Source organism: Corynebacterium curieae (assembly GCF_027570035.1).
Lineage (GTDB): Bacteria > Actinomycetota > Actinomycetes > Mycobacteriales > Mycobacteriaceae > Corynebacterium > Corynebacterium curieae.
In genome coordinates this window covers 328,874-343,510 of the sequence record NZ_JAKMUU010000001.1, presented here as the reverse complement: position 1 = coordinate 343,510, position 14,637 = coordinate 328,874, and the positions used below count along the sequence as shown (strand labels likewise).

Sequence of the window (14,637 nt, the reverse complement as noted above, 5' to 3'; positions counted from 1 at the left end):
TGAGGACTATGGCACAGCGGCTGCGCTAGCCTATAAGGTCATGAAGAAGCTATGGCCGGATGCGGTTCGTGCCTGGGTAGGCCCGCCGTGGAGAATTATCATTCCGTTGTTTTTCTGGGTTTCTTCCATGCCGGCGGCAGAAGGTGCCATTGATAGAACATCGCTTTTTCAAGAGCTGGTCTTCTTACTTTATGCCGTCGGAGTTCCACTAGCACTGTGGCTGCATCCTAAGCTCAAGGAATACGCCATTGGGTTCATTGCCATCACGCTAACGGTGTGCATCCTTACCCCGCTGGCTGCACTGGGTAACGCTCACTTCTTCCCAGTGGCATACTGCGTATTTCTTATAGGTGCACATTCGCCCAAGCGGTTACAACGGATCTGGATAGGGTGGATTGCCTTAGGTACCTTGGCGGCCACTGCAGCGTCGCTCTACGGGCGGAGGGTTTTCGGCGGCATCGACTTTGGCCTTGAGGGTTCTAGCATCGGCCCGCTGCCTGCTTTTGGGTCCGTCATCGTCATGGCGTGGCCGGTTATGGGCTTTTTCTACTTGCTTGGCACCAATGATCGTAAAAAGCGCGAGGACCAGCAGCTGCTGATTGAACGTGCGGAAATGGCTGGCGCGGTAGAGCGCAACCGCATTGCCCGCGAGATGCATGACATTGTGGCGCATAATTTAGCGGGGGTTATTGCCCTCGCCGATGGCGCCCGGTTCGCCGCCGCCAAAAATCCCGCAGCGGCCACAGAAGCTCTGGAGACCATCGCCTCTACCTCCCGCGATTCCCTCAAACAGATGCGCGGTTTGCTCTCCGTGCTGCGTGATGGCGATTCCCGCGCCGATACCAAGGCGCCCGGCGCGAGCGATATTGCCGGTCTCATCTCGGAAGCGCGCCGGACCGGTTTCGATATCACCGTGCACGGGCTGGAGGACCTGCCGACCGAAAGCGACGAGCTATACCAATTCACCGTCTACCGCGTGGTGCAAGAACTTTTGACCAATATGATCAAGCATTCGCGTGATAAAAGGGGAGTACTGCGCTTTCGCTCTACCGGAAATGGCTTAGTACTTAACGCCGATAACCCGGCCGCTCGTACGCCGAATAATCACAATCCCGGCTACGGCCTCATCGGAATGAGCGAGCGCGTCAAGGCCTATGGTGGCAGCGTTGAGACCCGCACTGAGGATGGACATTTCTTTATTACCGTGGAGGTACCCAATGACTAACCCTGAGCAGCCAGCAAGCTCGCATGCTGGCCCCATCCGCATCGGACTGGTAGATGATCAGCCCCTCGTGCGCGCCGGGTTCGCTATGCTTCTCGGCTCCCAAGAGGATTTAGAAGTTGCCTGGCAGGCATCCGATGGCGATGAAGTGCTTGATCTAGCCCGCACGCAGCCCGCCGATATTGTGCTCATGGATGTTCAGATGGCCCGCGTCAACGGTATCGCCGCCACCGAAAGGCTCCTGCCAGAGTTTCCGGAAACCCAGGTCATTATGCTTACCACCTTTGATGATCAGAACTTTGTCCACGGCGCTATTTCCGCCGGGGCTTCCGGATTCCTGCTGAAAGATGTAGAACCTGAAGAACTCCTCACCGCCATCCGTACCGTGCATTCCGGCGAGGCGGTGCTTTCGCCGCGCATTACCGCCCAGGTGCTGCAGCAACTACGCAGCGAACAGGCTGCTTCTAAGTCGCCCGCCAACCAGGTGGAGCCTGCGGCGGCACCGCCCGTTCCTCCGCCAGCAGACCTCACCCCGCGCGAGCTTGACGTCCTTAAGCTGATGGCACTGGGGTATTCGAATACCGAAATCGCGGAGTGCGAGTTCGTGTCCATGGCCACGGTCAAGACCCACGTGCGCCATATTCTTACTAAGACCAGCTCGCGCGATCGTGTGCATGCCGTGCTATATGCCCTAACGCATGGCGTGGTCTCAGTGGAGGAGCTACTGTCTCATCCCTAGGTATGACCTGCTAAATCACTCCCAAGGATGGTTACTTCGTGCTGGTCAGGCGGCACGATGGAAACCATGCTCAAAGTTTCACACCTTTCCAAGAATTTCCGTTCCTTTAAAGCAGTAGATGACCTTTCCTTTGAGGTCCCAGACGGCCAAGTCACCGGCTTTCTCGGACCGAATGGTTCTGGCAAGTCCACCACCATGCGCATGTGCGTGGGCCTAGAGAATCCGACTTCCGGCACCGCAACCTTTGATGGCACGCCTTTCCTTGAACTATCCAATCCTGCCACCACGGTGGGCACGTTGCTGGATGCCAACTGGTTCCACCCGGGCCGCAGCGCCCGTGCGCACCTGGGATATATGGCTGCGTTGCAGGGCGTGTCCATGGACCACGTGGATGATACCTTGGACCGCGTCGGCCTTACCCAGGTAGCCACCAAGCGCGTGGGTGGATACTCGCTGGGTATGAAGCAGCGCCTGGGTCTTGCCTGTGCGCTCATCGGCGAGCCGAAGCACTTGCTTCTCGACGAACCCGTCAACGGCCTCGATCCCGAAGGCGTGCACTGGATGCGTGCCCGCATCCGTGAATTCGCCGAGGCCGGCTGCTCCGTGCTTGTCTCTTCCCACCTTCTTTCTGAAATGCAGCTAACCGCAGACCGCCTTGTGGTCATTGGCAAGGGCAAGTTGCTGGGTGAGGGCACCATGGATGAATTTGTTAACGGAACTGGAGGCGCAAGCCTTGAAGTCATCGTTGACCAGCCCGATGAGCTCCTGCGCCTGTTGCACGGCACCGATGCGGAGACCTCCTTTGACGGGGAGGTCCTGCGTGTGCGCGGCTTAGAAGGTTCTGACATCGGCCGCATCTGTCTGGAAAACCGCATTCTCATCTCCAGCTTGGAACGCAAGCAGCCCTCCTTGGAAGAGGCCTACCTCGGCGCGACCGCCGACCACGTGGCCTACCGCTCTGCATAGTTTTTCACCTGCACAATACGCTCCATTTGCAAAGGATAGATTCACATGAACGCTCTGATTTCTGAATCCCGGAAACTATTTTCGCTCCGCTCTACTTGGATATACCTCGCCGTAGTTTCAGTTGGCATGGCTGCCGGCGCTGTCTTGTTGGCTTGGGCGAATGACTTCAATGGTACGGTCGACGGCAAGTTCGAGGCTGTCGATGTGTCCATTTCCGGTTCACTCGCCATTGTCGTTATGGTGTTTGCTGCCGCCATGATGGTAGGCGGCGACCAAAGTAATGGAACAGTTTCATGGTCATACCTCTCATCAAATCGCCGCGTAGGTATAGTGCTGAGCCAATTTTTCATCATCACTTTTTCGCTACTGCTCGCGGCCACACTGGGCATGGTGGTAGCCACGCTGTTGATTACTGCTTTCGGAGGTGATTTCAATTTTGACAGCTTCATGCATTGGCCGGATAACAATGGGTTCATCCTTGCCTACGTTGAGTGGACTGTCTTTATCCTGTTAGCTACCAGCTTGGCCTACCTTCTGCGCAGTGGTGCATTCGCAGCGATGATTCTCGTGGCAGAGTATTTCGTCATTGAAACCGCCCTCGATGCCGTTAGCGCTCCTTGGGCTAAGGCTATCCTCCGCGTGCTGCCTGATGCCAACGCTTGGGGGCTAGTAATGGGTGCCAACCGCAGTGGTGATGAGCAATCTCGAGCCGTCGCCGCTGTCGTTCTAATCGTGATGATCTTGCTCACCGTTGGCGGGTCCTGTGCGGTGGCACGTCGTCGCTCTGTTGCGAAATAGCTACTAGGCGTTATTACCCTAGTGGGCATGAGTGATGCACTTTTTGCCCGCATAGAACCCATCCAAACCATGCGGGACGGCACGGTCAAGCAGGTCAACCCGTTCTCCGGGACGGAGGTATGGACCGTGCCAGGCCGCGGCAACCGCCCCCTGTCCACACCGGTGGCTAACCCGCAGCCCCTGCACGAAGAAGACTTCACCCACCGCTGCGCTTTTTGCTCTGAGCGCATGACTGATACCCCGCCGGAAAAGGCTCGCATTCTGCCTTCCGGCGGGATTGTGCGTGGATTGCCCTTGAGCGAATACGGCCACACCGTGCCGGCCTTTCGCCGCATCCCCAATTTGTTTGAAATCGTCTCCTATGACTACTGGCGCGCTAACTATGGCTTCGAAATGGATGCAGAGACCCGCCAGCGCATGGAAAACTACCTTGCCGATCCTGCCGGCCGGGAGCACGTGCTCAAGATCGTGCGCACGAAGCGGAAGGCGGCGCACCTGCCTGAGGCCAGTGAAGGAAATCTCGAAGAGCAGGCGGCAGGCTTCTTCGCGGGTGGTCACGACGTCATCGTGGCCGGCCGCCATTTTGAGCGCGGTGCGCAGGATGATTCGCAAGTGGTATCTTCAGGCACCTTGAGTGCCGAAGAGCACTTGCTATTTATGCAGCTGACTATCGATGCCATGCGGGACCTCTACGATCGCAACCGCTACGCCCCGTACGTGGTGGCGTTCCAAAACTGGCTGCAGCCAGCCGGTGCCTCCTTTGAGCACCTGCACAAGCAGCTCGTTGCCATCGATGATCGCGGCATGGCCTCCCACCGAGAGGTACAGATGCTGCGCAGCAATATGAACATGTACAACGAGTGGGCGGTGGACTATGCCGCTAGCCGCAACCTTGTCATTGCGGAAAACGATCATGCTGTCCTCTTCGCCGGTTTTGGCCACCGCTATCCCACAGTGGAGATCTACTCCAAGTCCGCGACCTGCGAGCCGTGGCGGCAGGCGGAAGAAGAAATTCGCGCCATGAGCGACCTCGTCCACGCCGCCCACGCTGCAGTGGGCCGCGAGGTGCCCTGTAATGAGGAGTGGCACCACAAGCCTGCCGATGTCGACGTTGCCCAACCATGGCGCATCCTCATTAAGCTCCGCATTTCTACCCTTGCCGGGTTCGAAGGAGGCACCAAAATTTACCTCAACACCATCTCGCCATGGGAGCTGCGCGATAGGGTAGTAGGCCAGCTTTATCCCTTGCGCGAGTCCGGGCACGTGGCCAGCTCAATCCGCGTAGCGACAGAGTGCTCATTGCAGCGCAATAGCCTTCTTTATAACCCGCAGCTGCGCTAAGCAGACCGTGCTGAGCAGACCGCGCGACGGGCTTAGCGCTTGACGACGAGCGTGAGCTCACTCGACCCAGGATCCGGTTCTTCAATGGTCATACCCGCGGCGCGCGCGATGGCGGCAACGTCGGCGGCGCTATAGGCGTCGGCAGGCGAGAGCGCCAACTCGCGGGCTAAAAGGCCCTTGTAGTGCTTATTGAAGTGGCTGACAACCTTGCGCGAGCCATCTTCTTGCACGCTTTCTACCCGTACCGTCACCGCATCCTTTACCCGGCCCAATTGCTGGTACGTACCCGAGCGCAGATCGACAATAAGATCGTCTACCTTCTCCAAGGCTTGTGTAATCTGTTTTCCCCAGCGCGACGTCAGGGTGCGTCCGCCCAGCTTTGTGCCACCCGAGAGCCGGTAATGGGGGATAGGGTCGCTGGCGCGGAGGACGCCAAAGAGGGCGTCGCCAATAGCAAGGCGATCCCACGCGGGAAGGGTAGGAGCATCTAAGGCATCAAAAAGCACTCCGGTATAGCGCAACACGGCTGGCATGGTGGGGGTGGTAAAGAGCCCCTGATTAGACTCAGCCTCACCGCGCAGCTTTTCCGAAAGCTTTAGCACCTCCATTGCCTCATCTACCGGAAGAGACTGCAGTTCAGCTGCAATTTCGCGCCGGGCATCGTTCAATTCCGGAAAGGAAAGCTGTGCAAAATCAAGCGGTTGTCCCGTGCCGCCGTAGTCCTTAGTTTCTGAAGGAGGGAGGATAATGAGCATATATACAGGGTAGCGGGGTATATTTTTGTCCATGATTACCCGCCTTTCTGAACTATTTCTCCGTACCCTTCGTGAGGACCCAGCTGATGCCGAGGTCCCTAGCCACAAGCTGCTGGTGCGCGCCGGATATGTACGCCGTGTCGCGCCGGGCGTTTATACCTGGCTGCCGTTGGGCCTGCGCACCCTGCGCAAGATTGAAGACGTAGTCCGTCAGGAAATGGATGCCATTGGCGGCCAAGAAATGCTGTTTCCCGCCTTGCTGCCGCGCGAGCCTTATGAGAAAACCAACCGTTGGGTTGAATACGGCGATAACCTCTTCCGCCTGAAGGACCGCAAGAACGCAGATATGCTGCTTGGTCCTACCCACGAGGAAATGTTCGCCAACGCGGTCAAGGATATGTACTCCTCTTATAAGGATTTCCCGGTTACCCTGTACCAGATTCAGACCAAGTACCGCGACGAGGAGCGCCCCCGCGCAGGTGTGCTACGCGGCCGTGAGTTCACCATGAAGGATTCCTATTCCTTCGACATGACCGATGAGGGCTTGGACGAGTCCTATAGCCGCCATCGCAAGGCGTATCAAAATATCTTCAACCGCCTAGAGATCGATTACGCCATCTGTAAGGCCACCTCTGGCGCGATGGGTGGTTCTGCCTCCGAGGAGTTCCTCGCCGTATCTGAGGTGGGCGAGGATACTTTTGTACGCTCTACCGAGGGCGACTATGCGGCCAATGTCGAGGCCGTGGTTACCCCAGCGCCGGCGGAGAAGGACATCGAGGGCCAGCCGGAGGCACAGGAACGCGATACTCCGAATGCAGAGACCATTGAGGCCTTGGTCGAATGGGCTCAGGGTGCGGGCATTACTGTCGACGGCCGCGAGGTCACCGCCGCAGACACCCTCAAATGCATGATGATAAAACTCTTCCGCCCGGCCGCTGAGAGTGAGGAGCGCGAGACCGAGTTGGCCGCCGTGCTCATCCCTGGTGATCGCGAACTGGATGAAAAGCGCCTTGAGGCAGCACTCGAGCCGGTGGAATTTGAACTGGCAGGGGACAAGGACTTTGCGGACAATGATTTCTTGGTCAAGGGCTATGTCGGCCCGCGTGCGCTAAATGACAATGACATCAAGGTCATGGCCGATCCGCGCGTGGTCAAGGGTACGGCGTGGATCACCGGCGCTGACGCGAGCGAGCGACACGTGGTTAGCTGCGTGGCCGGCCGCGATTTCACCGTGGATGAGTTCATTGAGGCCGCAGAGGTCAAGGAAGGTGACCTTGCCCCAGATAACCAGGGCACTTTGACCCTGGAGCGCGGCATCGAGCTTGGCCACATCTTCCAGCTGGGGCGCAAGTACACCGAGGCTTTCGACGTGCAAATCTTGGATGAAAACGGCAAGCGAGCGGTTCCTACCATGGGCTCTTATGGCATTGGCATTACTCGCATGCTGGCCGTCCTAGCGGAGCAGCGCCACGATGACAAGGGCCTAAACTGGCCGGTAGCCGTTGCGCCGTACCAGGTACACGTAGCCGTGGCCAATAAGGATGCGGCAGCCATGGAGGCCGGCGACAAACTGGTAGAAGAGCTTTCTGCTAAGGGCCTTGAGGTGCTATTTGATGACCGCCCAAAGGTCTCGCCAGGCGTGAAGTTCAAGGATGCAGAGCTGCTCGGCATGCCGTTCGTGGCAATTCTGGGCCGTGCCTTCAAGGAAGGAAAAATTGAGCTGCGCATCCGTGGCGGCGAGACCCTTGAGGTCCCAGCCGAGGAGATTGTGGATAAGATCCTAGAGCTCGTGCGCGGCTAGAGGGGCACGCAAGGCTGCGCGGCGGGGTACCGTGGAAGGCATGAATCTTCAGAAAAATGGGCTTTCCGCGGTTCTTTCCACTATGGGCGTGCTGCACTTTGTGAAGGCGAAGACATTCGAATCCATCGTCCCGCCGCAACTTCCTGGTCCCGCGCGGTTTTATAACTTTGCTTCTGGTCTTTGGGAGATAGCGACGGGTACATTGCTGCGCCGCCGCGCCACCCGAGGGTTTGGCGGTGCTTCTGCGCTCGTCCTCTTTGCCGCGGTGTGGCCAGCCAATATGTACCACGCGTGGATCGAGCGCAAGTCTGGGTGGCCGAAGAAGCTCTATCACATTATTCGCCAGCCGCTGCAGGTGCTACTGATGATGTACGCCTGGAATATCGCTAAGCACGAGGCTTAGGGGCATTCAGATTCCTGCATCTTAGCTAGCCAAGTGTAGCACAAAAGCCGGCCTCTTCCTGGTCCCGCGGCAATCCCGCGGAGTGAGGGAAGAGGCCGGCTTTATGTAGCGCGCCGGAGCTAGAGACTAGCCGGCGACTGGGCCGCCGCAGTTAGGCCATGCGCCAGCGCCCTGAGTAGCCAAGACGCTTTCGGCCACGGCAATCTGCTGCTCGCGGCTTGCCTGGTCAGCGGTTGGGGCGTACTGGGTACCGCCGTTGGCAGCCCAAGTCTGTGCGTTGAATTGCAGGCCACCCTGGTAACCGTTTCCGGTATTGATGTGCCAGTCACCGCCGGACTCGCAGGCGGCTACCTGGTCCCAAGCGCTCGCCGGTGCAGCGGTAGCGGCGGGTGCGGCGAGGCCAGCAAGGCCCAGCGCTGCGGCGGATACGGTCAAAATGGTCTTCTTAGAACGCATTGAGAGGAAACTCCTTCTCTTTGTGTCTGTTTAGCTTGCGGTATCTCCTGCAAGCTCATGGTGCACCAACCTACGCACGTTTGCGGAGCGAAAGCAATGCATAGTGCCGTAAAGGTCGCTGCAATTTCGCTGACTAGTGTTCAGGGGATTTACAGGCGGTCAGCCTGTCTTATCGCATTCCGTGAGACTCGGCCGCGATGCCGATGAGCCACGTAACCCATTCTTGATCCGGTGTTTCTTCTTGCGCCGCCTGCGAAGCGGCAGCGGACCACTTACGGCTGTCCTGCTCGGCAAGGCCGCCTATAAAGCCCAGCGCAGACGCGGAATCATGGGGGAGATCCTGGTCACCGGAGGAGTAAGCCGGCTCGGGTTGCGGCACGTTTCCATACCGGCTCAATGCCTCCTGGAGGGCATCGATGCGGCGGTGGTGGACCTCTAAACGATGGTCCACATTATCTTCGTGTTCGGGGCCTACGTAGGCTCGTGCGAAATCCAGACCGAAGGCCTGCTCATACTCCCAGCTGAGCAGATCGGCTGCGCTTTTTTGCTCCGGTTGGGAAAGCTCTGGGATATCTGGGGCATCGCCGGGAAGCCAAGCATTGAGCGCGATGGCTTGTTCAGTTACCAGCGCGCGCGACTCCACGGTGACCTCATCGGCTGCTGCGGTAGTCGCGGAGGCGGCATTTTCCATGATTTCGCCAGAGTCCGCAGCGCGGTTGGCTTTAGTTGGGCGCTCCACCTCGCAGGATCGCGGGGCATTACCGGCGTCATTGGTGCCGCACAGGCGCGTAATTTCGGCATAAAGCGCGTCGGCTTGTGCGTTGCGCAGGTCGGCGGCATGGTCGTCGACGCCGCTTAAAGCAAGGGCGTCGGTTGCGGCGGCGTCGGCAAGCATAAGCAGCCTATTTTCCGGCCGTGGGCCGAAATAGTCGACGACGGAATCGACCGCTTGGCACCCCGCTAAAGCGGGCAGGGTGGCGGTTGAGGCTACGAGGGTCAAAGCAATGCGTCGGCGGTTCACCCAAAAGACTGTACCTCGTAGCACGTAGGCTAGTGGGCATGGCTTTCCCAGATGCACAACAATTGACCGATCTCCTGCAACCAAAGCTAGCTGAAAGAGGGTTGGATGTAGAAGACATTAAGACCACCAAAGCGGGCAAGAAGTCCCAGGTGATCATTCGCATTGATGGGGACACACGTCCTAGTTCCGATGTACTGGAGGAAGTATCCAACGAGATTTCCGCCTTCTTTGATGACAAGGAAGCGCAAGGGGAGCTCAACTTTGGTGCCGGATACACCTTGGAGGTTTCCACCCCTGGTGCGGATCTGCCGCTGACCGCACCGCGCCACTGGCGCCGCAACCGCGGGCGCAAGGTTTCCTTCGATCTTGGCGATGGCAAAACCCAGACAGCGCGCATTGGCGCGCTTAACGACGCCGCCGATGCCGTAATCCTTATCACGGCAAGCAAAAAGGACGTGCAGGCGCGGGCCGAACGATTGGAAAACATTGCCCGCGCAGTGGTAGAAATTGAATTTGCACAGCCGTCCGAACAGGAGCTGGAGGCAGTGCAAAAGACGTTTGAAGAAGCCGTAAACTAACCGGCAACCGAGAGGAATGACAAGTGAATATTGATCTTGAGGCACTTCGTACCATCGAATCCGAGCGCAATGTCCCAGTGAAGGACCTGCTGGAAGCGATTGCGGGTGCCTTGTTGTATTCCTACCTTGATTACCGCGAGTCTAATGCTGGCGGCAAGGTAGAAGGCGCCAAGTCCCGCGTCGATATCGATGCCACTACCGGTGCAGTCAGCGTCATTGTCTCGGAGCGTGACCCAGAAACTGGGGAAGTAACTACCGAATACGATGACACCCCGGAAAACTTTGGACGTGTAGGTGCACAGGCTGTGCGCGAGGCTATCCTTCGCAAGCTGCGCGAGGCCGAGGCGGAGCGCACCTACGATTCCTACTCGGAGCTTTCCGGCCGCGTGGTCAGCGGCATCGTCCAGCGCGATGCGCGTGCTAATGCCCGCGGCATCGTCGTGGTCCAGCTGGGCTCTGAGTTGGAATCCCAGGACGGCATTTTGCTGCCGGCCGAGCAGATTCCGGGGGAAAAGCTCGAGCACGGTGACCGCATTAAGGCCTATGTCGTAGGCGTAAACCGCAACGGCGCTCAGGTGCAGATTAACCTTTCGCGTACCCACCCAGAATTGGTTCGTGGTCTCTTCGAGCTCGAAGTTCCAGAGGTGGCCGATGGCACCGTAGAAATGATCGCCATCGCCCGTGAGGCGGGACACCGCTCCAAGGTGGCCGTCATCGGGCATGCCAAGGGATTGAACGCTAAGGGTGCTTGCATCGGCCCGCGCGGTCAGCGCGTCAATAACATCATGCGCCAGCTCGGTGGAGAAAAGATCGACATCATTGACTACAGCGAGGATCCTACGGTTTACGTGGGCAATGCCTTGGCCCCCTCGAAGGTGGTCAAGGTCACCGTGGTGGACAATGAGGCGCAAGTTGCTCGCGTGGTAGTACCGGACTATCAGCTGTCCCTAGCCATTGGTAAAGAGGGACAAAATGCTCGCTTAGCTGCCCGTTTGACCGGCTGGAAGATCGATATTCATTCGGACGCTGATGCTAATTAAGGATCTGCGCTTTTGTAGCGTAGGCTAGTAAACGGCCCAGTTGCAGAATGGGGGCTTAGTGGCGACGCGAAAAGTAAGGAGTTGGATGTCTGAGAGGCAAAGACTCCGGACCTGTATCGCTACTCGCCGCCGCCTGCCAGACACGGACTTGCTTCGGGTGGTCATCGACCGCACTGATCCGCAGGGGCGTCGTCTGGTAGCGGATCCGCACCGCCGGCTTCCCGGCCGTGGGGCGTGGATCATCCCCACTCTTTCTGCACTCGAGCTGGCGGAGCGCAAACACGCCTTCAAGCGCGCGCTTCGCACGTCCGCACCCGTGGACACAGGTCAGGTACGTCGGTACTTGGATGCGCACAGCGAACAGGTACCGAATGCGGGAGATTCCGCGTTAGAGTCGTACGAACCAGAGTTACAAAGGAAGACCGAACACTGATGAGCGCACAACGATGAAGCATCAGCGATGAAAGTCCAACAAACCTAACTAGGGGTCAGGCCAGTTTCCGCGGCCTTGGCTCCTAGTCGATACCAAGAGGAGACAAGTGCCCGGAAAGCTACGTGTTCACGAGCTGGCAAAACAGCTCGGAGTAACCAGCAAGGAACTGCTCGCCACCCTGAAGGAACAGGGTGAGTTTGTAAAGACTGCTTCTTCCACCATCGAACCACCGGTGGTCAAGAAGATGCGAGCTCATTATGAAGCACAGTCCGGTGGCGATGATGCTGCCGAGAAGAAGCAGGACAATAAAGCTGCCAAGGGTGCTGCTAAGAGCACCGTAAAGGCTAGCGCACCTAAACCAGGTGCTAAGTCCGCTGCGCCCAAACCAGGCGCTAAGGCAGCCACCCCGAAACCGGGTGCGACCACTTCTGGTGCAGGAAAGACTGCTGCGCCTAAGCCTGGCCAAGGTGCACCAAAGCCAGGTCAAGCCGCAGCTAAGCCCGGTGCAAAGCCGGCGGCGCCAAAGCCCGGTGCTCCAGCACCGAAGCCTGGCGCTAAGTCTGCTGCGCCCAAGCCCGGTCAAGGCGCACCAAAGCCAGGCCAGGCTGCTGGCAAGAAGTCGGGCGAGCGCCCGACCCCAGGCAACTCCATGCCTCGCCCGATGCCAAAGCCAGGCGGCTCCCGCCGCGTAGCTAATAACCCGTTCTCCACGGGTGGTGGCGATAACCGTCCAGGCCCACGCCCGGGTGGCTCCAAGGGCCAGCGTGGCGGCAATAAGCCAGGCGATAACCGCGGCAAGCGTGGCGGCCAGCACGAGGGTGGAAATAGCCGACAGGGTGGCAATAACCAGGGTGGCGGCGGTCGCCGTCCATCCCCGGCCATGATGCCTTCCCACCCGAACCCCGCATCGATGCCGTCCAAGGCACCGAGCGGTGGTGGACGTGGCGGCCGCGGTCGCGGCGGCCACGGCGGACCGGGTCACGGTGGCCCAGGCGGCGGACGTCCGGGCGGTTTCCGCGGAGGCGGACGCGGCGGACGTCGCGGTGGCACCGCCGGTGCTTTCGGCCGTCCAGGTGGCGCTCCACGCAAGGGCAAGAAGTCCAAGCGTCAGAAGCGCCATGAGTACGAGGAGCAGCAGAAGCACGTCGTAGGCGGCGTGCGCTTGCCTGACGGCAAGGGCCAAACCGTCCGCCTGCGTCGCGGTGCTTCGCTGTCTGACTTCGCCGAGAAGATCGGTGCGGATCCAGCATCATTGGTGCAGGCACTGTTCAACCTCGGTGAAATGGTGACCGCAACCGCATCGGTATCGGAAGATACGCTGCAGCTGCTCGGCTCTGAGATCAATTACAACGTCGAGGTTGTCTCCCCTGAGGATGAGGACCGCGAGCTGCTTGAGTCCTTCGATCTCAAGTTCGGCGAGGATGAAGGAGGCGAGGACGCACTGGAGAATCGTCCTCCAGTCGTCTCCGTCATGGGTCACGTTGACCACGGTAAGACCCGCCTGTTGGACGCCATCCGTAAGACCAACGAAGGTGCCCACGAGGAAGGCGGCATTACCCAGGGCATTGGTGCATACCAGACCACGGTAGACGTGGACGGCGAACGCACCATTACCTTCCTGGATACCCCAGGTCACGAGGCCTTTACGGCCATGCGTGCCCGTGGTGCTAAGTCCACCGACTTGGCCATCCTCGTGGTTGCCGCCGATGACGGTGTCATGCCACAGACTGTGGAGGCCATCAACCACGCCAAGGCTGCCGATATTCCGGTTGTCGTGGCTGTGAACAAGGTGGATAAGCCGGAGGCTCAGCCGGATAAGATCCGTGGCCAGCTCACCGAGTACGGCCTGGTTCCGGAGGAGTATGGTGGCGACACCATGTTCGTGGACATTTCCGCGAAGCAGGGCAAGAACATTGACCAGCTGCTCGAGTCTGTCATCCTGACCGCGGACGCTGCTCTGGAGTTGACCGCTAACCCAGACATGGACGCACAGGGCGTGGCTATTGAGGCGCACTTGGACCGCGGCCGTGGTCCGGTTGCGACGGTCATCGTCCAGCGCGGCACCTTGCACGTGGGTGACTCCATCGTTGTCGGCGATGCGCACGGTCGCGTCCGCCGCATGCTCGATGAGTTCGGCGGCGACGTCGAAGAGGCCGGTCCATCCCGTCCGGTGCAGGTCCAGGGTCTATCTGGTGTGCCGGGCGCTGGCGATAACCTGCTGGTTGTAGAAGATGACCGCGTTGCCCGCCAGATTGCTAACCAGCGTGATGCTCGCAAGCGCTCTGCCCTACAGGCAAAGCAGCGCAAGCGCGTCTCCTTGGAGGATCTGGACAAGGTATTGCAGGAGACTTCTACCCTCAACCTCATCCTCAAGGGCGACAACGCCGGTTCCGTCGAGGCACTGGAAGACGCCCTGCTGGATATCAAGACCGAGGACGAAGTCGAGCTCAACATCATCGACCGTGGTGTGGGCGCTGTGACCGAGACCAACGTTTCCCTCGCAGCGGCTTCCGACGCCGTCATTATTGCCTTCAACACTCGCGCGGAAGGCAAGGCAACGGAGATGGCCACCCAAGAGGGCGTGGATATTCGTTACTATACGATCATCTACAAGGCCATCGAAGAGGTCGAGGCTGCTCTCAAGGGCATGCTCAAGCCGATTTACGAGGAACGCGACACCGGTGCGGCCGAAATCCGCGCACTGTTCAAGTCCTCCGCGGTGGGTACCATCGCCGGCTGCATGGTTACCGAGGGCAAGGTTGTCCGCAACGGCAAGGTTCGCCTGCTGCGCGATAACAACGTCATCACTGCCGACGCCAAGATCGAATCCCTGCGCCACGAAAAGGATGACGCAACCGAAATCAAGGCCGGCTATGAGTGCGGCATGGTGCTCTCTTACCCGGATATCCAGGTAGGCGACATCATTCAGGCCTACGAAGAGGTCGAGGTTCCGCGCGACTAATCGCCGCCGCCTCAAGGCCCGCTTCTACTCTCAGAGCCCTTCCACTGAGCCTCTTGCGAGCTCGCAGTGGATACGGGCGGGGAGAGGGAAGCGGGCCTTTTGCTGTTTGCTCGTTTCTTTCG

Annotated in this window: 14 protein-coding genes; 11 read left to right on the top strand and 3 right to left on the bottom strand. The window is 59.0% G+C overall.

Features of this window, described 5'->3' with window-relative positions; all coding sequences use genetic code 11:
• Nucleotides 1-40 precede the first annotated feature (40 nt).
• From L8V01_RS01625 to L8V01_RS01605, 5 genes are all read left to right on the top strand, one after another.
• Entirely contained in the window at nt 41-1,225 is a 1,185-nt protein-coding gene (locus L8V01_RS01625) for a sensor histidine kinase (RefSeq protein WP_269945418.1), read from the top strand.
• The gene (locus L8V01_RS01620) at nt 1,218-1,961 is read left to right on the top strand and encodes a response regulator (protein WP_269945417.1); all 744 of its coding nucleotides are present in this window, start codon (nt 1,218-1,220) and stop codon (nt 1,959-1,961) included. The genes L8V01_RS01625 and L8V01_RS01620 overlap by 8 nt, the downstream gene beginning before the upstream one ends.
• Nucleotides 1,962-2,027: 66 nt before the next feature.
• Nucleotides 2,028-2,927, top strand: a complete 900-nt coding sequence (locus tag L8V01_RS01615) for an ABC transporter ATP-binding protein (protein ID WP_269945416.1) — start codon at nt 2,028-2,030, stop codon at nt 2,925-2,927.
• Nucleotides 2,928-2,972: 45 nt separating this feature from the next.
• Nucleotides 2,973-3,725 (top strand): ABC transporter permease, encoded by a 753-nt coding sequence (locus tag L8V01_RS01610; RefSeq protein ID WP_269945415.1) that lies wholly within the window; start codon nt 2,973-2,975, stop codon nt 3,723-3,725.
• A gap of 27 nt (nt 3,726-3,752) precedes the next feature.
• Nucleotides 3,753-5,066, top strand: a complete 1,314-nt coding sequence (locus L8V01_RS01605) for a DUF4921 family protein (protein ID WP_269945414.1) — start codon at nt 3,753-3,755, stop codon at nt 5,064-5,066.
• A 32-nt stretch (nt 5,067-5,098) separates the two neighbouring features.
• On the opposite strand, the gene yaaA is transcribed toward L8V01_RS01605, so the two are convergent.
• Nucleotides 5,099-5,821, bottom strand: a complete 723-nt coding sequence (yaaA, locus tag L8V01_RS01600) for a peroxide stress protein YaaA (protein ID WP_269945413.1) — start codon at nt 5,819-5,821, stop codon at nt 5,099-5,101.
• Between the two features lie 31 nt (nt 5,822-5,852).
• On the opposite strand from yaaA, the gene L8V01_RS01595 reads away from it, so the two are divergent.
• Both L8V01_RS01595 and L8V01_RS01590 read left to right on the top strand, forming a co-directional pair.
• Nucleotides 5,853-7,622, top strand: a complete 1,770-nt coding sequence (locus L8V01_RS01595; protein ID WP_269945412.1) for a proline--tRNA ligase — start codon at nt 5,853-5,855, stop codon at nt 7,620-7,622.
• 40 nt (nt 7,623-7,662) lie between these two features.
• Complete coding sequence (locus L8V01_RS01590; protein WP_269945411.1) at nt 7,663-8,025, top strand: DoxX family protein; 363 nt, start codon at nt 7,663-7,665, stop codon at nt 8,023-8,025.
• A 126-nt stretch (nt 8,026-8,151) separates the two neighbouring features.
• On the opposite strand, the gene L8V01_RS01585 is transcribed toward L8V01_RS01590, so the two are convergent.
• Both L8V01_RS01585 and L8V01_RS01580 read right to left on the bottom strand, forming a co-directional pair.
• Nucleotides 8,152-8,481 carry a transglycosylase family protein gene (locus L8V01_RS01585; RefSeq protein ID WP_269945410.1) on the bottom strand — a complete coding sequence of 110 codons (330 nt, stop codon included), beginning with the start codon at nt 8,479-8,481 and terminating at the stop codon, nt 8,152-8,154.
• 169 nt (nt 8,482-8,650) lie between these two features.
• A complete protein-coding gene (locus L8V01_RS01580; protein ID WP_269945409.1) occupies nt 8,651-9,502 on the bottom strand; it encodes a DUF4439 domain-containing protein in 852 nt (283 codons plus the stop codon).
• Between the two features lie 38 nt (nt 9,503-9,540).
• Here L8V01_RS01580 and rimP point away from each other — a divergent pair, with 38 nt between their 5' ends.
• The 4 genes from rimP (at nt 9,541) to infB (ending at nt 14,515) form a co-directional block, all read left to right on the top strand.
• On the top strand, nt 9,541-10,080 hold the full coding sequence (gene rimP / locus L8V01_RS01575; protein WP_269945408.1) for a ribosome maturation factor RimP: 540 nt from the start codon (nt 9,541-9,543) through the stop codon (nt 10,078-10,080).
• 23 nt (nt 10,081-10,103) lie between these two features.
• Nucleotides 10,104-11,120 carry a transcription termination factor NusA gene (nusA, locus tag L8V01_RS01570; protein WP_269945407.1) on the top strand — a complete coding sequence of 339 codons (1,017 nt, stop codon included), beginning with the start codon at nt 10,104-10,106 and terminating at the stop codon, nt 11,118-11,120.
• Nucleotides 11,121-11,205: 85 nt separating this feature from the next.
• Complete coding sequence (locus L8V01_RS01565) at nt 11,206-11,553, top strand: YlxR family protein (RefSeq protein WP_269945406.1); 348 nt, start codon at nt 11,206-11,208, stop codon at nt 11,551-11,553.
• 106 nt (nt 11,554-11,659) lie between these two features.
• Nucleotides 11,660-14,515 carry a translation initiation factor IF-2 gene (gene infB / locus L8V01_RS01560; protein ID WP_269945405.1) on the top strand — a complete coding sequence of 952 codons (2,856 nt, stop codon included), beginning with the start codon at nt 11,660-11,662 and terminating at the stop codon, nt 14,513-14,515.
• Nucleotides 14,516-14,637 lie beyond the last annotated feature (122 nt).